At 67.1% G+C, this 20,889-nt stretch carries 18 protein-coding genes; 5 read left to right on the forward strand and 13 right to left on the reverse strand.

Annotated elements, in window-relative coordinates; all coding sequences use genetic code 11:
• Positions 1-33: 33 nt before the first annotated feature.
• The gene (locus tag ACILR9_RS35520; RefSeq protein ID WP_395714724.1) at positions 34-3,903 is read left to right on the forward strand and encodes a VCBS domain-containing protein; all 3,870 of its coding nucleotides are present in this window, start codon (positions 34-36) and stop codon (positions 3,901-3,903) included.
• A 363-nt stretch (positions 3,904-4,266) separates the two neighbouring features.
• Here the strand turns inward: ACILR9_RS35520 and ACILR9_RS35525 are convergent, their stop codons facing one another.
• From ACILR9_RS35525 to ACILR9_RS35585, 13 genes are all read right to left on the reverse strand, one after another.
• Positions 4,267-5,166, reverse strand: coding sequence for an MBL fold metallo-hydrolase (locus ACILR9_RS35525; RefSeq protein ID WP_395714725.1), 900 nt, complete (start codon positions 5,164-5,166; stop codon positions 4,267-4,269).
• A 2-nt stretch (positions 5,167-5,168) separates the two neighbouring features.
• Positions 5,169-5,969 carry an enoyl-CoA hydratase/isomerase family protein gene (locus ACILR9_RS35530; protein ID WP_395714726.1) on the reverse strand — a complete coding sequence of 267 codons (801 nt, stop codon included), beginning with the start codon at positions 5,967-5,969 and terminating at the stop codon, positions 5,169-5,171.
• Between the two features lie 272 nt (positions 5,970-6,241).
• Positions 6,242-7,141 carry an alpha/beta fold hydrolase gene (locus ACILR9_RS35535; RefSeq protein ID WP_395714727.1) on the reverse strand — a complete coding sequence of 300 codons (900 nt, stop codon included), beginning with the start codon at positions 7,139-7,141 and terminating at the stop codon, positions 6,242-6,244.
• 201 nt (positions 7,142-7,342) lie between these two features.
• A complete protein-coding gene (locus ACILR9_RS35540) occupies positions 7,343-7,675 on the reverse strand; it encodes a YnfA family protein (protein WP_395714728.1) in 333 nt (110 codons plus the stop codon).
• Positions 7,676-7,678: 3 nt separating this feature from the next.
• Complete coding sequence (locus ACILR9_RS35545; protein WP_395714729.1) at positions 7,679-8,257, reverse strand: LysR substrate-binding domain-containing protein; 579 nt, start codon at positions 8,255-8,257, stop codon at positions 7,679-7,681.
• Positions 8,258-8,535: 278 nt separating this feature from the next.
• Positions 8,536-10,323 (reverse strand): acyl-CoA dehydrogenase C-terminal domain-containing protein, encoded by a 1,788-nt coding sequence (locus tag ACILR9_RS35550; protein ID WP_395714730.1) that lies wholly within the window; start codon positions 10,321-10,323, stop codon positions 8,536-8,538.
• An 84-nt stretch (positions 10,324-10,407) separates the two neighbouring features.
• Entirely contained in the window at positions 10,408-10,860 is a 453-nt protein-coding gene (locus ACILR9_RS35555; RefSeq protein WP_395714731.1) for a MerR family DNA-binding transcriptional regulator, read from the reverse strand.
• 77 nt (positions 10,861-10,937) lie between these two features.
• Positions 10,938-11,954: an ABC transporter substrate-binding protein gene (locus tag ACILR9_RS35560; protein WP_395714732.1), complete on the reverse strand. Its 1,017-nt coding sequence runs from the start codon at positions 11,952-11,954 to the stop codon at positions 10,938-10,940.
• Between the two features lie 47 nt (positions 11,955-12,001).
• Positions 12,002-12,868, reverse strand: coding sequence for a TauD/TfdA dioxygenase family protein (locus ACILR9_RS35565; RefSeq protein ID WP_395714733.1), 867 nt, complete (start codon positions 12,866-12,868; stop codon positions 12,002-12,004).
• An 81-nt stretch (positions 12,869-12,949) separates the two neighbouring features.
• Positions 12,950-13,159 (reverse strand): hypothetical protein, encoded by a 210-nt coding sequence (locus ACILR9_RS35570; protein WP_395714734.1) that lies wholly within the window; start codon positions 13,157-13,159, stop codon positions 12,950-12,952.
• Positions 13,160-13,165: 6 nt separating this feature from the next.
• Complete coding sequence (locus tag ACILR9_RS35575) at positions 13,166-14,410, reverse strand: CaiB/BaiF CoA transferase family protein (protein WP_395714735.1); 1,245 nt, start codon at positions 14,408-14,410, stop codon at positions 13,166-13,168.
• 410 nt (positions 14,411-14,820) lie between these two features.
• The gene (locus ACILR9_RS35580) at positions 14,821-16,062 is read right to left on the reverse strand and encodes a CaiB/BaiF CoA transferase family protein (RefSeq protein WP_395714736.1); all 1,242 of its coding nucleotides are present in this window, start codon (positions 16,060-16,062) and stop codon (positions 14,821-14,823) included.
• 74 nt (positions 16,063-16,136) lie between these two features.
• Positions 16,137-17,795 carry a thiamine pyrophosphate-binding protein gene (locus ACILR9_RS35585; protein WP_395714737.1) on the reverse strand — a complete coding sequence of 553 codons (1,659 nt, stop codon included), beginning with the start codon at positions 17,793-17,795 and terminating at the stop codon, positions 16,137-16,139.
• Between the two features lie 319 nt (positions 17,796-18,114).
• Here ACILR9_RS35585 and ACILR9_RS35590 point away from each other — a divergent pair, with 319 nt between their 5' ends.
• From ACILR9_RS35590 to ACILR9_RS35605, 4 genes are all read left to right on the forward strand, one after another.
• A complete protein-coding gene (locus ACILR9_RS35590; RefSeq protein WP_395714738.1) occupies positions 18,115-18,639 on the forward strand; it encodes a gamma carbonic anhydrase family protein in 525 nt (174 codons plus the stop codon).
• 27 nt (positions 18,640-18,666) lie between these two features.
• On the forward strand, positions 18,667-18,804 hold the full coding sequence (locus tag ACILR9_RS35595; protein ID WP_395714739.1) for a hypothetical protein: 138 nt from the start codon (positions 18,667-18,669) through the stop codon (positions 18,802-18,804).
• A gap of 210 nt (positions 18,805-19,014) precedes the next feature.
• Positions 19,015-19,725, forward strand: coding sequence for a VOC family protein (locus ACILR9_RS35600; RefSeq protein ID WP_395714740.1), 711 nt, complete (start codon positions 19,015-19,017; stop codon positions 19,723-19,725).
• A gap of 108 nt (positions 19,726-19,833) precedes the next feature.
• The gene (locus tag ACILR9_RS35605; protein ID WP_395714741.1) at positions 19,834-20,856 is read left to right on the forward strand and encodes an ABC transporter substrate-binding protein; all 1,023 of its coding nucleotides are present in this window, start codon (positions 19,834-19,836) and stop codon (positions 20,854-20,856) included.
• Positions 20,857-20,889 lie beyond the last annotated feature (33 nt).

Consider the following 20,889-nt stretch of genomic DNA (forward strand, 5'->3'; position numbering starts at 1 on the left):
TGAGAACCGGTCTCCACAGCAAGGATATCAGCAATGGCGGCCAATACGACGTTCATCGATGCACTGCCGAGTCTGGGCGGCCACGCCAAGGCGGCCTTGGTAACCATCCCAAGCCATCAGCAAAGCACAGCCGACCAATCAGTGAAGCTCGGCTACAACATCGTCGCCGCGTCTGGCGCGGGGTATCTCGGCCGTGCCGGCTCGAACACGATATGGCTCGAGGTCGGCGGCCATGATCTCGAGTACCAGGTTGGCCCGAACGGGCTGGCCGTCTCTGGTGGAACAGTAACCTCCCTGACCTTCCGCAACGACGCCGGGCAAGTCGTCGTCACCTCGTCGGGCTTCGCTCCGATCGACGCCACCCTGTTCCATGCCGCTCTGGCGGGCATTGACCTGGCAGCCGCCTATCGGGCTCTGGTCGACCTGAGTTCCGGCGATACCGTCATCGCGGGCTCGGACGCCTCCGAGGGCGATGTCGCGGGCACGGGCAACGACGTGGCGACCATGGCAGGAGGCGACGACGTCGTCGTCAAATTCCACGCCGGCGACCTCACCTACGACGGCGGCGAGGGATCCGACACCCTGTCCTTCAATGCCGAGCTCGGCCCCGGGTTCCCGACGCCCTTCGTCCAACAGCTGGTCGTCGATCTCGGCGCCGGCACCGGCCAGAACCCCTACGGCGGCGCGCTGCACCTCACCAGCATCGAGAACATCTTCGGCACCCCGAACGCCGACAAGATCACCGGCAGCGACGCGGCCAACGAGATCGGCGATGCCATCACCGAAACCGCGGGCGACATCATCAACGCCCTCGGTGGTGACGACGTGATCGGCTTCTTCTCATTCGCCGGAGTCAATCCGCAATTGACGGGGGCGAAGATCGATGGCGGCACCGGTACCGACACTCTGGTCTTCCAGTACGATCAGAAAGGCAACGTGCTCGATCTCGTGAACCAGGCGAACAACGCCGGCATGTTCCGGGACAGCACCTTCACCGGCATCGAGCGTTTCGTCGTCGGCGACGATTTCGCGACCGGCTTCGGCGAGCTGACGTTCAAGGGCGACAGCACGGCCCAGTATCTCGAGGTCAGAATAGGGACCGTGACGGTCGATCTCGGCGGCGGCGACGACACGCTGAAGCTCGCGGTGGCTTCGACCAACGGCAACGCCAACGTCGCCGAAGGAGGAGCCGGCATCGACCGGCTGATCTTCAACGCATCCGGGGCAGGCAACCTCCTCGATCTCGCCAGCCAGAGCGGGGTCGGCCCGTTTCTCGGCTGGAAGTTCAGCGGCTTCGAGATCTTCGAGCTGGCGACCGACGGCTCCGGCACGCCCTCGAGCTTCTGGATCGAGTACTACGGCGATGCCGCCGCGAGCACGTTCATCGGCGGCGCAGGCGCCGACGTCTTTCGCGGCCGCGGCGGCAACGATGTGCTGCTGGGCGGCGCCGGCGGCGACACGTACACCTTCATGGTCGGCGATGGCAACGACACGATCACGGACATCGGGTTCGGCGAAACCGACACCTTGAGCCTGCTCGGCGTCGCCCAGGGTGAGGCGACCTTGACGCGCGCCGGCAACGACCTTCTGGTCGGCTTGATCGGCAGTGGCGAGACGATCCGCGTCACCGACCACTTCCTGGGCGGTGCCCGCGGGCTGGAGACGATCCAGTTCACCGGCGACATCACCTTCGATCGCCAGCAGATCCTCGACCATGTGATCGGCGCCGCACCGGACGCCTCGCCCAAGGTCGCCAACGCTCTGATCAATGTCGGCACCGAGGGCAGCGGCGTCACCATCGTCGACCTGCTGGCCGGCGCCAGCGACAGCGACGGCGACAAGCTTTCCGTCGCCAATGTCGGCGGCCTGGGCGCGGGCATGACCGTGGTCGGAAACACCCTGCATGTCGATCGCAGCGATGCCGCCTACGAGAGCTACAACAGCGGCGGCAGCCGCAACTTCGCGGTCACCTACGACGTGGTCGACGGTCGCGGCGGCTCGGCGGCGCAGAAGGCGACCATCTGGGTGACCGGCGTCAACGACGTCGCGGTGATCGGCGGCAAGACGACGGGTGCGGTAACCGAAGACGGCGTGACGACCGCCTACGGCTTCCTCTCGATCGCCGACGTCGACGTCAACACCATCAACGGCACGAGCGAGGCCCGGCTCAAGGCCCAGGCACCGACGGTCCTGACCTACGGCACCTTCAGCCTGGTCGACGCCAATGCCGGCCTCTGGACCTACGAGCTCGACAACAGCAAGGCCGCGGTGCAGGCGCTGAAAACCGGCCAGACCCTGACGGAGACCGCTCAGGTGCGCGCCTTCGACAACACGGCCGCCGACGTCGTCATCACCATCAACGGCACCACCGACGGCAACGAGCCCGTCAACACGCCGCCTTCGGTCGGCGCTCCGCCGACGGCAGCGGCAACCGAGGACAGCGGCATCGCCACGGTCAACCTGCTGAGCGGCGCGGTCGACCTCGACGGCGATCCCCTGCAGGCCGTCAACCTCAAGGGCCTGGTCGCCGGCGTCACGCAGTCCGGCAACACGCTCCTGGTCGACACCAAGAACGCGGCGTTCCAGGACCTGGCGGCGGGAGCGCAACGCCAGATCGTCGTGACCTACGAGGTGAGCGACGGCAAAGGCGGCTCCACGGCACAATCCGCGACCGTGACGGTGACCGGCGTCAACGACCCGGCGGTCATCGGCGGCATCGCGTTTGGCACGGTGAGCGAGGATGGCGTCCTGACGGCGGTCGGCGCACTCACCCTCAGCGATGCCGACAGCGGCCAGACGGGCTTCCAGGCCGGCACGCTGGCCGGCGCGTATGGCGGCCTCACGGTCACCGCCGGCGGCCTCTGGTCCTATGCGCTGGACAACGGTAGCGCCGCCGTCCAGGCGCTGAACACCGGCCAATCGCTCATCGACACCATCGCCGTGCACGCGATCGACGGCACGGTCAGGAACATCGTCGTCACGATCAACGGCGCCAGCGAGGTTCCGCCGACCGGCCATGGCGACGCTTATGTCGTGCTGCAGGGCAAGGCGCTGACCGTCACGGCCGCCACGGGCGTGCTGTTCAACGACGAGGGACCCCTGCCGCTCACCGCCTCGACGATCAGCGCGCCGTCGCACGGCGTGCTGCAGCTCGCGGCCGACGGCAGCTTCACCTACACGCCCTCCGCGGGCTTCGAGGGCATCGACAGCTTCACCTACCGCACGAGCCATGGCGGAGAGTTCCAGGACGCCACCGCCACGGTTCACGTCGTGCCGGTCAACACCGGCGCCTCGACGACCCTCGACCTGCTGGGGCTCACCGCCGCGGAGCAGATCGCGGCGACCTATACGGCGTTCTTCGGCCGGGCCGCGGATGCCGGCGGGCACGGCTTCTGGGTCGGCCAGTTCGTGCAGAACCTGCCGACGCAGGGGGCGGCGGCGCTGTTCGCCAACATCGCCAGCTCGTTCGGCATCAGCGCCGAGGCCAAGGCGCTCTATCCCTTCCTCGCCAGCCCGTTCACCGCGACCGACGCCCAGATCAGCGCCTTCCTCGACTCGGTCTACAACAACCTGTTCAACCGTTCCTCGGATGCCGGCGGGCTGGCCTACTGGACGGGCGAGATCAAGGCGACGCTGCAGGCCGGCCAGTTCGTCGGTTCGGTGCTGGTCAACATCATGAGCGGCGCGCAGGACACGGCGGCGGGCAAGGACATCACCACCCTGATGGGCAAGGTGGCCGTCAGCCTCGCCTTCGTGCAGGAGCAGCAGGAGCACGCGATGCATTGGGCCGGCGCCGCCGACGTTGCCGCCGCCACCCAGCTCCTCCAGCCGGTGACCAGCGAGGCCACCACGGTGCTGATCGGCGTCAGAAACGCCGAGGCCCTCGTCGAGGCGCACGGCTGACTCGTTGCCACGGGCGCGCCACTCGCACCTACCGTCGCATTCTCGCATCTTGTCGTCCTCCCTGCGCGAAGCGTGGGGAGGTGGCCGAACATGCCCGCCCGTCCGGCGCTCTTGCTCCTCGAGACGCGTGAATTAGACCATGAGTGTCTTTGGCTGAAGTGCCGTCCCTTGGGCCGACTTCCGGGCTTCTGTCGTTCTGAGCGTAGCGAAGGACCTCATCGCTGCTGGCAACCGGAGCACTTCACAACTCCTGGCGATAAGATCCTTCGCTGCGCTCAGGATGACAGAATGGATACCGGGTCGGCTCCACACGAGACGATCACGCTCTAGAAAGCCAGCGCAGCCGGGGAGGAAGTCACGAGCTCACCGCCCGCGGGCGTTGTCCCAGTCCCAGTCGAGCTCGAAGCGGTCGCCCTTGTCCTTGACGTAGGCGGCGTGCGGCGGGGCGAAGTGGGCCGGCATCAGGAGCGCGCCCTGCTCGACGCAATCGGCCAGCAGCGTGTGGCGGCTCTTGCGCGCGAGGTCGAGGTCCTCGCAGAAGCGGCTGTTCCACTTCCACAGCGGAACCTGGACCGGGTTGTGCAACGCATCGCCGGCGAATATCGCCCGCTTGCCGCGCGAGTCGAGGTCGACGCGCATCTGACCGGGCGTGTGGCCGGGCGCCGGAACCAGGGTCAGGCAGTCGCACATGCCGTGCGTGCCGGTGACGAACTCCGCCTTCTTCGCCTCGACGATGGGCAGCACCGAATCGTTGTAGGTGTTGACCTGGTAGGTCTCGGTGCCGGGCTTCCTGGCCAGCGCCGCCCAGTGCTCGTGGTCGGTGCGCGACATCACGTACTTGGCGTTGGGGAAGGTCGGCACCCACTTGCCGTTCTCCAGCCGCGTGTTCCAGCCGACGTGATCGACGTGCAGATGGGTGCACATCACGAAATCGATCTCCTCGGGCTGCACGCCGGCCTCGCGCAGGCGGTCGAGATACTTGGTGTCCAGCATGTCGAAACGCGGCATGCCCGGGCGCGGCTTGTGGTTGCCGCTGCAGGCGTCGACCAGGATCGTGTGCTTGCCGGTGCGCAGCAGCCACGAATGGATCGACGTCACCAGCCGGCCGCTCTCCGGCTGGTAGTAGCTCGGCGCCAGCCAGTGCTGCTCGGCCTGGAAGGCGTCGGGATTGAACTCGGGGAAGAAATCCTTGGCCGGGAAGCCCGGCCCCATCTGCTCCTCGATGCGCGTGACGCGCACGTCGCCGATATGGCGGTCCTGCATCGCTACCTCCCTTTGAACGACGCCTTGCGCTTCTCCAGGAAGGCGGCGAGTCCCTCGGCATGATCCTCGGTCGCCGCGCACGCCGCCAGCCCTTCGGCCTCGCGATGCGAATGCTCGTCCCAGGAATTGTCGAACGAGTTGCGGATCAGGCGCTTGGCGACGCCGAGCGCGAAGGTCGGCCCATCGGCGAGCTTGCGGGCCATCGCCTCGGTCTCGGCCGCCAGCTTTTCCCGCGGCACGATCCAGTTCAGGATGTTGTTGTCCTTGGCGTCCTGAGCGGTGAAGCGTTCGCCCAGCAGCGCGATCTCGAGCGCCTTGCGCTCGCCGACGACGCGGGGCAGGAAATACGTCGCCCCGCCGTCGGCCGACAGGCCGATATGGCGGTAGGCCAGGGTGAAGAACGAATCGTCGGAGGCGATGGCGAGATCGCAGTTCAGGATCAGCGACAGACCGAACCCCGCCGCTGCGCCCTGCACCGAGGCGAGCACCGGCTTCCCCATGCGACGGATCTGATAGATCGTCTGGTGCGCCTTCACCACGCGCATCTCGAAGCCCGCGAGATGCGCCGCCTTGTTCTCGGTGAGCGATTTGTGAAAGCCCTTGATGTCGCCGCCCGCCATGAAGTGCGTGCCGGCGCCGCGAATAACCACGCAGCGCACCCGCGCATCCTTCTCGAACTCGGCGGTGTGCTTGATCAGGAGGTCGGTCATCTCGAACGACAGCGCGTTCAGCGACTCCGGGCGGTTGAGCGTCAGCCAACCGATGCCATCTTTGACCTCTGCCAGAACATGCGGTGCGGACATGACACTCCTTCGACAGTCGGTTCGTTTGGGAGCGGCACCCTAGAGCACATTCAGCCGGGCCGGAACAACCGATCGGAATGGCCGGGGAAGGCATTCCCGAGCCCTTGCTCCCGGACTGCTACCCCGAGCCCGATTGACGAACGCAACTTCTGAGCCCTTCAATTCACCGAGCCAGCCAAGGACCACCCGATGACCATACGGCACTGCTCGGTATCCGGCAGGCCGGCGAGCTGGTCCTCGCCGAGGCGTTCTGACGAGAATGCATCGCTTCGCTACACCGCGCTGCGCTCGCCGCCGGCTGGGACGAGCCGGGGCGGCGTCACGGGCCGGCGTTCCGTCAGGGCCTGCGCCAGCCAGCCCGCGATCTCGTCCCACGGACTGCGCGGCATCGACTTGCGGAAGAAGCCGAAATGGCCGACCGTCTCGACGCCGAGATCGCGCGGCGCCAGGTGCAGGCGTTCGACCGCGGCGCGCGGATAGTAGGGACGCAGCGCCTCGACGGCGGCGAACGGCGCCAGCGGATCGTCGCAGAAGCTCAGCCAGCGGATGGGGCAATCGACGTCGTCGTTGTGCGGACGCAGGGCGCGGCCGCGCGCATCGCAAACGTAATGGCGCGAACGGCCCCAGCGCGCCCAGTTGTGGGCAATGCCGGCCGGCAGATCGGCGGTGCCGATCCACGAGCCCGGAAAGCGGCCGGTCGCCGCCGTGAGCCCGGGAATCAGCAGCCACCACAGCGCCAGCATGCGCAGCCGGCGGCGCCCGCGCGGCCAATGCCGCCAATGACCGGTCTGGCTGCAGATCAGGACGGCTGCCCGCACGCGGGAGATGTTGTCGGCCAGCCCCAGGACCTGCCCGCCCAGCGAATGGCCGACCAGTCCGACAGACTCTTCGGGGTGAAGCCGCACGAGGTGGTCGATCATCGAGGCCTGATCGATCGCACCCCACTGCTCCATGGTCGCCGACCGCGGCGCCTCTGACTCGCCGATGCCGCGATAGTCGTAGGTCAGCACGGCGAATCCGCGTTCGGCGAGATGCCGCGCGAAGGCGCCATAGAACTGGCGCGGGATGCCGGTGCCGCTGTTCAGCAGCAGCGCCGATCCGTTCGACTGCGCGGGCGCCAACAGCGTCGCCGCCAGCATCACGCCATCGCGCGCAGGAAGCTTGATGTCCATGATGTCGATATCGGTGACGCGGGGCGCTTCTACAAACGCATCGCACGTCAGTCGAGTTGAGTGTGATTCATGGCTGGGAGCGCGCCACTCGTAGGAAACAATCTCTTCCGCTGGGAGCGCGCCACTCCGATGGCGCTCATCTCTCTTCGATCACGGATCCTATGAGCGCCATCGGAGTGGCGCGCTCCCAGCCACGGCGCTTCACGCCACCGCGCGATGCGGCGCGAACAGGATGATGGCAGCGCCGAGCAGGCACACGGCGGCCCCGATGACGTCCCAGCGATCGGGCGGCGTGCCTTCGACCAGCCACAGCCAGACCAGAGTAGCGACGATGTAAATGCCGCCATAGACGGCATAGGCGCGGCCGGCGGCAGCGACCTCGACCCGTGTCAGCAGCGCGGCGAAAGCAACCAGCGCCAGGACGCCCGGCACCGTCCACCAGGGCGAGGCGCCGAGCCGCAGCCATGCCCAGAAGGCGAAGCACCCGGCGATCTCGAGGAAGGCCGCCCCGACGTAGGCGGCGAGAGTGTACACGTCTCATCCTCCGACTTGAGCGAACAGCCAGCGGCGCAGCGCGCGGATGGCCGGCTGCCCGCGTTCGCGCGGTCGGCGCACCAGCCAGATCCGGCCACGTGCCGGGACGTCAGGCCCGACACACACCAGCGCGCCCGACGCGATCTCGCTGTCGATCAGCGGATCGAACACCAGGGCGACGCCGAGCCCGTGCGCGGCCGCCCGCACCGAGGCGCCCATGCCGTCGACCTGCAGGCCCTTGGCTTCGCTCGGCCTCGGCTCGAAGCGGGCGGGATCGAGACCGGCGCCGCGCGCCCATTCCGTCCACGACGTGCCGAACGGCGAGACGCGGATCAGCGGTGCGCCCGTCAGGTCCGCCGGCCGCCGAAGCTTCAGCCGCCGCGCCAGCGCGGGCGCCGCCACCGGCACCATGCGGAGCTTCATGATCCGCTCGGCGGACACGTCGGACCAGCTGCCGTCGCCGTAGCGCAGGGCCGCGTCGACCAGCCCCGCCTCCATGTCGGCCATGCGCCGACTGGCCTCGACCTGCAGCTCGATCTCCGGTGGGCGGCAAGGAACGCGCCGAGGCGCGGCAGCAGCCAATGCGAGGCGAAGATCGGCACGCGGGAGAGCCGCAGTCGCCGGCCGCCAACGGCCTGGTGCGCCATGGCGCGCGCCGAGAGACCTCCCTCTCCCGTGGAGCCCGGGACCTTGGTTGCGCGACGATCATTCTCCTCCCCAGCTTCGCTGGGGAGGTGTCGCCGTCTTACGGCGACGGGGTCATGAGCAGCGGGACTGTGACTCATGACCCCTCCGTCCGCGAAGACGCGGACACCCCAGCAAAGCTGGAGGGGAGAAGAGATCGCGCGCGCACCTGACCGTCAGAAGGCTTCGGCCGGCAGCGCCATCAGGGTTGCCGCGCCCGCCTTGATCTGGTGGTTGAGCGATGTCGTCTGCGGCAGCACGCGCGCCAGGTAGAAGCGCGCGGTGGCCAGCTTGGCCTCGTAGAAGGCGTTGTCGTTCCCGTTCGCCAGGCCCTTTTGGGCGGCGACGACGATGCGGTTCCACATGAAGGCCATGGCGGTGAGCGCCATCAGGCGCAGCAGGTCGGTCGCCGCCGCGCCGGCCTCGTCGTGATCCTTCATGGCGTGCTGCATGACGAACAGCGCGGCGTCCTGCACGCGGCCCAGCGCCTTCTCGAGCGGCTCGACGAATTCCTTCATCTTGTCGTCGCCCTTGTGCGCCGCGACGAAGCCGCTCATCTCGCCGAGCAGGCGCTGCGCCGCCTGGCCGCCCTTCATCGGCAGCTTGCGGCCGATCAGGTCGAGCGCCTGGATGCCGTTGGTGCCTTCGTAGAGCTGGGTGATGCGGGCGTCGCGTACCAGCTGCTCGACGCCGTTCTCGCGGATGAAGCCGTGGCCGCCATAGGTTTGCACGGCGAGGTTGGCGCACTCGCTGCCCATGTCGGTGAAGTGCGCCTTGATGATCGGCGTCAGCATCTGCACGAGATCGTCGGCCGCCGTGCGCTTGTCGGCGTCGGGATGGCTGTGCGCCTCGTCGATCAGCATGCCGACCCACAGCGATAGCGCCCGGGCCGCCTCGGTGAACGATCTCTGGATCATCAGCATGCGCCGCACGTCGGGATGGACGATGATCGGATCGGCCGGCCCACTGGGATTCTTCGGGCCGGTCAGCGAGCGGCCCTGGGTGCGGTCGCGCGCGTAGGCAACCGCGCTCTGGTACGACGTCTCGGCGATGCCGAGGCCCTGCATGCCGACGCCGAGGCGGGCGGCGTTCATCATCACGAACATCGCCGGCATGCCCCTGTTGAGCTCGCCGACCAGCCAGCCCTTGGCGCCGTCCAGATTCATCACGCAGGTCGCGTTGGCCTTGATGCCCATCTTGTGCTCGATGGCGCCACAGCGGATGCCGTTGCGCTCTCCGACCGTGCCGTCGGCCTTGGGCAGGAACTTCGGCACGAGGAACAGCGAGATTCCCTTGGTGCCGCCCGGCGCATCCGGCAGACGCGCCAGCACCAGGTGGAGGATGTTCTCCGAGAGATCGTGCTCGCCGGCCGAGATGAAGATCTTGGTGCCGGTGATCGAGTAGCTGCCGTCGGCCTGCAGCTCGGCCCTGGTGCGCAGCATGCCGAGGTCGGTGCCGCAATGGGGCTCGGTCAGGCACATGGTGCCAGTCCAGGTGCCGTCGGTGAGCTTGGGCAGGTAGAGCTTCTTCAACGCCTCCGAACCGTGCCGCGACAGCGCCTCGTAGGCGCCGTGGCTCAAGCCCGGATACATGGCGAAGGCCTGGTTGGAGGCGGTGAACATCTCCTGCAGGGCGAAGCCCACGGTGGCCGGCAAGCCCTGGCCGCCGTACTCGGGATCGCAGGTCACCGCCGTCCAGCCGCCGTCGCGGAACATGTCGTAGGCGTGCTTGAAGCCCTTGGGCGTGCGCACCACGCCGTTCTCATAGGTGCAGCCTTCCTCGTCGCCGCTGCGGTTGAGCGGGAACAGCACGTTCTCGCAGAGCTTGGCCGCCTCCTCGAGGATCGCCTGGATGGTGTCGGGCGTGGCGTCCTGGTAGCCCGGCAGCGTCGCCAGGCTGGAAACGTCGAGCACTTCGTTGAGCACGAAGTTGATGTCCTTCAGCGGTGCCTTGTAGACGGCCATTGTTTCCTCCTGGAGCCCATGCCGTTTGACCGATTACAGCCGGACGGCATGGGCCTGTTGCAACAACTGTCTCCGGACAGCGCTCTACTCGACGTCCGGATCGATGCCGCGGCGCCGCAGCTCCTTGGCGACGTGAACCTCGACATCCTTGAACTCGTCGATCTGCGCATCGAGATCGCGCCGCTTGCGCTCCAGCTCGGCGATGTGGATGCGGCTGCGCCGCAGCAGCTCGCGCATCTGCTGATTGCCGGTGCGATCGATGTAATAGAGCTCGAGCAGCGCGCGGATCTCGGCCAGCGGGAAGCCGAGCCGCTTGCCGCGCAGGATCCAGCCGAGCCGCGTGCGGTCATGCTGATTGTAGAGCCGCATCAGCCCCTGCCGGCGCGGCTTGATCAGCCCCTCGTCCTCGTAGAAGCGGATGGTGCGCGGCGTAACCCCGAACTCGCGCGAGAGCTCGGCAATGGTGTAGGTGCGCTGGGTGTCGCGCGAAGCTTGGGCAGTGGCCGCTTCGGCGGCCGGCGGGACGGCGCCAGACATGGCGATGATGTAGTTGACGTTTACGTAAACGTCAATGGCCCTTTACGTAAACGGAAGGTCCAAAGAGCGCGTCCGCTCTATTCGACGACCACGTCCGCGCGCCCAAGCAGCGCAAGAGGAACCGTCAAGCCGAGCGATCGCGCCATCTTCACGTTCAGGACCAGTTCGAACTTGGTCGGCTGCTGGACCGGGAGATTGCCAGGCTTCTCGCCCTTCAGGATCCGCGCCGCAAGGATGCCCGCTTGTCGATAGGACTCGAACAGGCTTGGGCCGTAGCTCGCCAGCCCGCCAGCATCGACGAACTCGCGCCATTGATAGATCGCGGGCAATCCATGGGTCGCCATCGCAGACACGATCCGTTTGTGCTGGCCAGCGAAGAAAGCGTCGGCTGCCACCAGCACGCCGACAACGGAGTGCCGGGCGAGCGACCCGAGCGCACCTTCGATGTCTGGCGGCGCCGACGACGGCACCAGATGCAGTTCTCTGCCAACAGAGTTGGCTGCGGACTCGATTGCCGCAAGCTGCTGGCGGCTATCAGGGCGGGCCGGATTGAACAGGATGCCGAACGGTCCTTTGGCGGGCACCAGCTCGTTCAGCAGTTCCAGCCTCTTGGGATCGAGCTCAATTGTAAGCGCCGCAATCCCGGTGATGTTGCCGCCGGGCCGGTTGAGGCTCGCGACCACGCCCAGCTGAACGGGATCCGACAGCGGGGCAAACACGATTGGGATCGTTGTCGTTTCGGCCTTCGCCGCAAAGATCGGTCCGGGCCCGCCAGAAGTCATGATCACATTGGCCGGAAGAGCGACGAGTTCCTCGGCAAGCCTCGGCAACCGCTCCGGACGGTTGTCGCCATAGCGATACTCGATGCGGACCGTCTGTCCAACGACGTAGCCCGCCTGCCTCAAGGCGACCTCTATTGCATCAATACGTCCAGCCGGGGCCTCGGCCGACGAGGAAGACAGGATGCCAACCACCGGCATGGGCGATTGCTGAGCCGCCGCCGGGACAGCGCAGCCGACCGCCGCTCCGCCGAGAAGAGTGGTGATCGTTCGCCGTCGCATCTTCCCGCCTTTGGCCGACAGTACATTGTGCATGGCTCCCTTGGTTCGCGCAGCGCTCCGAGCGGCAATGTCCCCGCTGGCTAACCAACCTCCTCCAACGTCGAGCACGCTCCGCTGACGCGGGTCTGGCGCATGTAGCGGCGGTGGCGGTCGGCATCGTAGCCGCTTCCGGCATGGAGGAGGCAGCGGTTGTCCCACAGGACGACGTCGCCCGGTTGCCAGGCGTGGCCGTAGATGTGCTCGGCCTGGATCGCTGCCTCGGTCAGCTCGTCGATCAGGGCACGGCCGGCGGCCTGGCTCATGCCCTCGATCTCCCGGACATGCGAGCCGAGGAAGAGGTTCCTGGCGCCCGTCGCCGGATTGGTCCGGACCAGCCGCTGGCGCACCGGCGGCAGCGTGGCCGCCATCTCGGGCGAGACGGCATCGGGGGCAACCTTCGAGCGCGAATAGACGTAGTCGTGAATTGCGATCAGGGGATGAAGCTCGGCCTTGCGCTCCGGCGAGAGGCGATCGTAGGCGGCGCGCAGGGAGACGAACATCGTCGTGCCGCCCTCGGCCGGCGTCTCGTAGGCGCACATGATCGAGAGGAAGGCGGGCACCGGTTTGAACGAGGCATCCGAGTGCCACATGTTGTTACCGGTGAGGAAGATGGTCTTCTTGTGTGAGTTGCCGAGCACCGTGCCGTCCTGCTGAACGTTACCGATAGTGCCGAAATACTCGATCTTGCCGACACTGGTGTGGCTCGGCTCGGGGTTGCCGAACTGGCGCGTGAGGGCGAGCTGGCGGTCGTCATCCATCGACTGACCGGGGAAGCAGACGAACGAATACCGATCGATCGCCGCCTCGATCTCCCGGATCAGGTCGGGCGTGAGCGGCTTGGCGAGGTCGACGCCGCGCAGGCTTGCGCCGAACTCTGGATGCAGCTCTTCGTATCGTAGTTGGTGCATGGCTTCTCCATATGCCCTGCGGTCAGGCATTTACCATCAGGTCCACTGTACACGGATAGCAGAAACCCTCGGGAGCCTTTGTCACCACCGACTCCAAAACCTGCGCCAGACGATCTGCCCGGCTCCGACGGTCAGGCCGATCACCGTGGTCATGCCGATGAGGAGGATTGCCCTGCCCGCCACCACCGTCGAGACGCCCAGCAGGAGATCGAGCGACACCCAGGCTGCCACGAGCACGACTCCCGCGATGGCGCCGATCGCCAACCATTTGGCCGCGTACCGCCAGCTCATCGCTTATCAGATCACCTTGGCCTGCTTCATCTCCTTGACCTCGTCGGCCGTGCAGCCGAGCCATTCGCCGTAGATCGCCTCGCAATCGGCGCCGAGGACCGGGGCGCATTTCAGCGCGACCTTGGTATCCGACATCCTGAGCGGCCAGCCCGGCACGGTGATCGGCCCGCGCAGCGGATGGTCGATCGTCTGCATCATCCCGCGCGCGTGCAGGTCCGGGTCGTGCAGCAGCTCGAGCGTGGTCATGACGGCGCCGCACGGAACACCCACGCCGGCGATGATCTCGGTCACCTCCTGCTTGGTGCGCTTGGATGTCCATTCGTTGAGAGCCGCATCGATGATCTCGCGGTGCTGGCCGCGGGTCACGGGGTCCTTCATGCGCGGATCGCCGATCAGGTCCTCGCGGCCGATCGCCTTCGCCAGGCGGCGCCAGTGATCCTCGTTGCCGCGCGAGGCGTAGATGTAGCACCAGTCGTCGATGCCGCCGGGCGCGCACTTGTAAAGGCCGCCCGGCGCCGTCCCGGGCACCGTGTTGCCGCCGCGCGGCAGCTGCTCGGTCATGCCGGCCTGGCGGCTCATCGGCGTGCGGCAGTAGTTCAGCATCGCATCGCGCATGGCGATCTGGATGTGCTGGCCGCGGCCGGTCGTCATGCGCTGGTAGAGCGCGGCGAGGATGCCCATGGCGCACAGCATGCCGGTGCCGGTATCGCCGATCGTCGGGCCCGGCCGCACCGGTGGCTGGTCGGGATGGCCGTTCACGCCCATCGTGCCACCCATTGCCTGGGCGATCATGTCGAACGACAGATAGTTGGCGTGCGGGCTCTCCGGCGCGAAGCCCTTGACCTGGGCGAAGATCAGCCGCGGATTGAGCGCGTGCAGGCGCGGCCAGTCGAAGCCCAGGCGGGCGAACGTGCCGGGCGCCATGTTCTCGATCACGACGTCGGCCTGCTCGATCATCCGCCGCAGCAGCGCCTTGCCCTCCTCGCTCTTGAGGTTGCAGGTGACGCTGCGCTTGTTGAGGTTGTAGTAGATGAAATAGTGCGAATCGGCGTCGCGCCGATCGCTCGATCCCCAGCGGCCCGGCTCGCCGCGACTAGGCTCCTCGACCTTGACGACGTCGGCGCCGAGCCAGGCCAACGCCTCGGTGCAGGACGGCCCGGCCTCGAACTGGGTGAGGTCGAGCACCTTGATCCCCTTGAGCGCGGGCGCAGTCCCGGCCGCGATCTCCTGCTGCATTACCTGATCCTGCATGGCGATCACTCCCATGAGGGGCCTGTCACCCAGAACGGTGCGGCCCATTGTTGTGTCACTCAAATCAGTTTGTACGGCGCGACCTTGGCGCCCTTCCTCGTCGATCGGATCCTGTGGCCGGCCCTGGTGGCCAACCGGTCGGCTCTCCCGACCATTAGGACCCGGCACCGTGCGTTCTGCAACCCGCCAAAGCTCGGTCACGCCCCCGAACGAGGTTTCGCCTCGAAGGGTCCACCGTCGTGGCCGGCCTCGTTGCAGGACGCTCGAGGCCGTCAACGACGCTGCCTCGAGCTTCGCGCGATGGCACCGTCGCGTGCGCAAACGAAAACGGCCCGCTGAAGCGGGCCGTTCGTCACTGTAGCGTTTCGCAGGCCTTCGGCGGCGGAGTCCCGCTGCCGCGACAGCGATCCTCAGATCACCTTGGCCTTCTTCATGTCCTTGACCTCGTCGGGCGAGCAGCCAAGCCACTCGCCGTAGATCGCCTCGCAATCCCCGCCGAGGACAGGCGACGGCTTGAGCGCGACCTTGGTATCCGACATCCGGAGCGGCCAGCCCGTCACGATGACCGGGCCGCGGACCGGATGGTCGATCGTCTGCATCATGCCGCGCGCGTGCAGGTCGGGGTCGTGCATCAGCTCGAGGGTAGTCATGACGGCCCCGCAGGGCACGCCGGCGCCGGCGACGATCTCGGTCACCTCCTGCTTGGTATGCTTGGACGTCCAGGCGTTGATGGCCTCGTCCACGGCCTCGCGGTTCGCGCCGCGGGTGGAGGGGTCGGACATGCGCGGGTCGGTGAGCAGGTCCTCGCGGCCAATCGCCTTGACCAGGCGGCGCCAGTGATCCTCGTTGCCGCGCGAGGCGAAGATGTAGGCCCAGTCGTTGAGCCCGCCGGGCGCGCACTTGTAGAGACCGCCCGGCGCCGTCCCCGGCACCGTGTTGCCGCCGCGCGGCAGCTGGGTGTCCATGGCGGCCTGGCGGCTCATCGGCGTGCGGCAGTAGTTCAGCATTGCATCGCGCATGGCGATCTGGATGTGCTGGCCGCGGCCCGTCGTCATGCGCTGGTAGAGCGCCGTGACGATGCCCAAGGCGGCCAGCATCCCGGTGCCGGTATCGCCGAGCGTCGAACCCGGGCGGACGGGCGGCTGGTCGGGATGGCCGTTGATGCCCATCGTGCCACCCATCGCCTGGGCAATCATGTCGAACGCCAGATAGCTGGCGTGCGGACTCTCCGGCGAGAAGCCTTTCACCTGGGCGAAGATCAGCCGCGGGTTGAGCGCGTGCAGGCGCGGCCAGTCGAACCCCAGGCGCGCGAAGGTGCCCGGCGCCATGTTCTCCATCAGGACGTCGGCCTTCTCGATCATCCGCCGCAGCAGCGCCTTGCCCTCCTCGGTCTTGAGGTTGCAGGTGATGCTGCGCTTGTTGAGGTTGTAGTAGACGAAGTAGGTCGAATCGGCGTCGGCGCGATCGGTCATTCCCCAGCGCCCCGGCTCGCCGCGATTGGGCTCCTCCACCTTGACGACGTCGGCTCCGAGCCAGGCCAGTGCCTCGGTGCAGGACGGGCCCGCCTCGAACTGGGTGAGGTCGAGCACCTTGATCCCCTTGAGGGCCGGCTGCGTCGCGGTCGTGACGTCCGGCTGCATTGACTGATCCATGGCGTTCCCTCCGATATGGAGCCGTGCCCGGAATGGCCCGGCCCTCGTTGTGTCACTCCGTCAGTTGTGCCCGATCAGCTGTGCCAGGCGAACTGCTGCGCCTTGCGGGTCGAGCCTTGCGACAGCACGATGTTGACCAGGGCAGGTCCCGGGAAGGCCATCGCCTCGTCGAGCGCCTTGCGGATGTCCTTCGGATCGTGGACGAACCATCCCTTGCCGCCGAAAGCTTCCAGGACCTTGTCGTAGCGCGCGCCGTAGATCAGCGCGTTTGGCTTCAGGTTGAAGAACGGGTTCTCCGGGATCTCCGGCATGCCGGGGCCGATGCCGCCGTTGTTGAGAACCACGATCTTCACCGGCAGGTTGTAGCGGACCAGCGTCTCCATCTCCATGCCGGAGAAGCCGATCGCCGAGTCGCCCGAGAGGTGGACGACTGGCCGGCTGGGATCCGCCACGGCGGCGGCGATGGCCTGGCCGAGCCCTACGCCCATCGTGCCGTAGGTGCCGGCATTGAGGACCGAGCGGGCGTTGAAGCTCGGCAATTGGGTAAGGCCGATATCCATGGTGCCGGCGCCCTCGGCGCTCAACACGGCGTTCTTCGGCATCCAGGCAGCGACATCGCGCAGCGCGCGGTAGTAGCCGGCCGGCGCCGTATCGTCGTCGATCTGCGGCTTGATCGACGCAGCATTCTCGGCCGATTTCTTGGACAGCGCCATGCGCCACGGCGTGTCCTTTGGATGGAACCACTGGCGGTTGACCAGGGCCTTGTTGACCTGCGCCATGATGGCCTTGCCGTCACCGACCAGAGCCACCTCCGTCGACTTGTTGTGGCCGATCTCCTCGGGCGAGATGTCGAGCTGGATGACCTTGACGTCCTTGGAGAAGCGCGGCGGCAGGCCGAAGTGGAATATCCAGTTGAACCGCGCACCCATCAGGAAGATCACGTCGGCCTGCTGGAGCGCCAGGGTACGCGCCGCGCCGGCCGACAGCGGATGGTCGTCCGGCAGCACGCCCTTGCCCATCGGCGAGCGCACGAACGGCACCTGCGTGCGCTCGATGAAGGCGCGGACCTCGTCCTCGGCGTGCGCCCAGGCCATGCCCTTGCCGACCAGGACGAGCGGCCGCTGGGCCTTCTCGAGCAGGTTCAGCGCCGCCTCGACGTTCTCCGGCGGCGCCACCATGCGCGGCGGCTCGGGCACGCGGTCGACCTGGACCGCCTTGTCGAGCTCGCAGGTGCCCCGGATGATGTCGTCGGGCATGTCGAGATAGCTGGCCCCGGGCCGCCCGTTGATCGCATACCGGGTTGCCAGCTCGACGTAATAGGGGATGCGCGCCACGGTCTCGATGCCATGCGCGAACTTGCAGAACGGCGAGGCGATGAGCACCTGGCGCTCTTCCTGGAAGGCGCCCATGCCGCCGCGATAGGTCTCCGAGGCGCCACCGATCAGGATCATGGGCCAGCAATTCTGCTGGGCATTGGCGAGACCTGCCAGACCATGCACCACGCCCGGGCCGGTAACGGTGACGCAAGCGCCGGGCCGGCCGGTGAGATAGCCGTAGGCTCCCGCCGCGTAAGCGGCACTCTGCTCGTTGCGCATGCCGAGGTAGGCGATGCCTTCCTTCTGCGCCGCGGCGGCGATCGCGGTGATCGGAAACCCGACGACCCCGAACAGATGGTCGACGCCCTGTTGCTTCAGGCTCCTGGCGAGCAGTGTAGCGCCATCGATTTCGCTCATGTTTCCCCCTCGTGACCGGATGACTTTCAGGCGTGAGCTTACGCATTGATGGCGGGATTGAGAAAGGGGACCTTCCGGCGTGCGGTACAGCCCAGCCATGCGGCTCCCTCCGGTCTCGGCACCCTCGACTGCACGGTCCTTGCGTCGCGAGAGCTAACCGACTCCAGGACGTGGCGGCCTTTGCCGGCCGCACGCGGCAGGCCCAGGATATTGTCGATGCGCTCGCCGCCGTCCGACCTCGGACGCGCCGGGCCGACCAAGACGACGGATCGCAACTCGTGTAGTTGAGCAGCCCAAGCACAAAGGAAGCTTCCATATCATGGCCATCTACCAGCTCGACGACCGCGTTCCGGTCATTCCCGCCTCCTGCTACATCTCCGAGGAGGCGACGATCATCGGGGCGGTGACGCTGGGCGAGCGGGTCAGCGTCATGTCGGGCGCCGTGATCCGCGGCGACAACGAGCCGATCGTGATCGGCGACGAATCCAACGTCCAGGAGGGCTGCTCGCTGCACACCGACCTCGGCCTGCCGATGACGCTCGGCAAGGGCGTGACCGTGGGCCATCAGGCGATGCTGCATGGCTGCACGATCGGCGACGGCACCTTGATCGGCATCGCCGCCGTGGTGCTGAACAACGCGGTGATCGGCAAGGAATGCCTGATCGGCGCCGGCTCCGTCGTTACCGAGAACAAGCGTTTTGCCGACCGCTCAGTGATCTTCGGCGCGCCGGCCAAGGTGGTTCGCGAGGTGACGGAAGACAATCTCGTGCGCATGCGCGAGAGCGCCGGGGACTATGTCCGGCGCGGCATCGAATACAAGGCGGGGCTGAAGCGGATTGGGTAGCCGGCCGATTTGGGCTAAGCTGATGCGATGACGATCATCCTTCCTCGCGAGCAGCAGGAATGGCTCGAAACGCAGGTCGCGGCCGGACACTACGACAGTGTCGGGCAGGCCGTGGCGAGCATCGTCGCCGAACACATCCAGCTCGACACAGATGATCCTGGGTGAAGCCGCTCGTCGACGAGGGGCTTGCTTCGCTTGCGCAAGGAGGGGGCATAACGCTCGAAGAGCATCGCCGGCGAATACAGGAGAAATCGGCGTCGCTCAGACGTCGATGACGCGTGTTGTCGTCAGTCCGCGAGCCGACATTGACATCGACGGCATTCTCGAGCGGTTGTCCGCGCTGGCCAGAATCGTCGTTGCCGAACTAGTCCACTCATGATCCAAGGCCTCGACCATCTCACGCTCGCCGGTTCCCAGCAGGCCTATGAAACCCTCCTCGGCCGCCGCGCCGTCGACGGGCGCCTTCAGACCGGCAATGTCGGGCTAACGTTCGGCAGCGGCGGCGCGGCGCTGTCGGCGATGGCGTTCGCGACGCCGTCGCTCGACAAGGCGGCCAAGCTGCTCGAGCGGCGGGCCGTGCCGACCACGAGAGGCAGGATGCTCGAATTGTCGACGACGGCAACGCACGGCGTGCCGATCGCGCTGGTCGAGCGCGGTACGCGGCCTGCGCCGTCGCCCGCCATCGTCGACGAGGCGGCGGCGGTCTCGGCGCTCGATCACGTCGTCGTCCGCACGCCCAATCCCGAGCGGGCGATCGCCTTCTATGCCGGGCGGCTCGGGCTCGACCTGCGCCTCGATCGCAGCAATCCCAAATGGGGCTCACGCCTGCTGTTCTTCCGCTGCGACGACCTCGTGGTCGAGATCGCCCACGATCTCGAGCGCGGGATGTCGGACGCTCCCGATCAGCTGTGGGGCCTGAGCTGGCGCGTGCCCGACACCGTCAAGGCCCACGCGAGGCTCGAGGCGGCCGGCATCGACGTCACCGACGTGCGCAACGGCCGGCGGCCCGGCAGCCAGGTCTTCACGGTCAGGAGCCACACCGAAGGCGTGCCCACCCTGGTGATCGGCGGCATCGGACGCTGGTAGCCGTGCCGGGTGCACGTCATCCGCGCCCGGCACATCCGACGCCGGGCGCTGGTCATCCAGCACCGCCGCGTGCGAGGATGTAACAAAAGCGTCACACGGGAGAACGCAATGAAGATCGCGGCGGCATGTCTCGGCGCACTGGTTCTGGGCTTCGCCACGCCCGGAGCGGCGCAGGGCGTCCTGAACGTCTACTGCTCGGTGCAGGTGGAATGGTGCACCCTGATCGCCAACGAGTTCCAGAAGACCACGGGGACGAAGGTCTCGATCACGCAGAAGGGCTCGGGCGAGACGATCGCCCAGCTCAAGGCCGAAGCGCAGAATCCCAAGGGCGACGTCTGGTTCGGCGGTACGGGCGATCCGCACCTGCAGGCCGCCGAGGAGAACCTCACCGAGGTCTACAAGTCGCCGCGCCTCGGCGAGCTGCATCCCTGGGCGGTCAAGCAGAATACCGATTCGGGCGGCAAGACGGTCGGCATCTATGCCGGCGCCCTGGGCTTCGGCTTCAATTCCGAGCTGCTCGCCAAGAAGGGCGCCAAGGCGCCGGCCTGCTGGGCCGATCTGCTGAAGCCCGAGTTCAAGGGTGAGATCCAGATGGCCAATCCCAACTCGTCGGGCACCGCCTACGTCGCCATCGCCACCCTGGTGCAGCTGATGGGGGAGGAAAAGGCCTTCGACTACCTCAAGAAGATGCACGCCAACATCAACGCCTACACCCGCTCGGGCACCGCGCCCATGAAGGCGGTGGCGCGCGGCGAGACAGCGGTATCGATCAGCTTCGTGCATGACGGCGTCACCGAGGCGCTGGCCGGCTTCCCGGTCAAGACGGCGACGCCCTGCGAGGGCACCGGCTACGAGATCGGCTCGATGAGCATCGTCAAGGGCGCGCGCAATCTCGCCAACGCCAGGAAATTCTACGACTGGGCGCTCTCCCCCGAGGCGCAGAAGCTCGAGGCCCAGGCCAAGCAGTTCCAGGTGCCGTCGAACAAGGCGACGCCGCTGCCGCCCGAGGCGCCGAAATTCTCCGACATGAAGCTGATCGACTACGACCAGGCGAAGTACGGCAAGTCGGCGGAGCGCAAGCGCCTGATCGCGCGCTGGGACAGCGAGGTCGGCACGCTGCCCAAGCCCTGATCATGCCGCGCGCTCAAGCTCTCCTGGACCGCG

The sequence above is a fragment of the Reyranella sp. genome, assembly GCF_044224635.1.
Lineage (GTDB): Bacteria > Pseudomonadota > Alphaproteobacteria > Reyranellales > Reyranellaceae > Reyranella.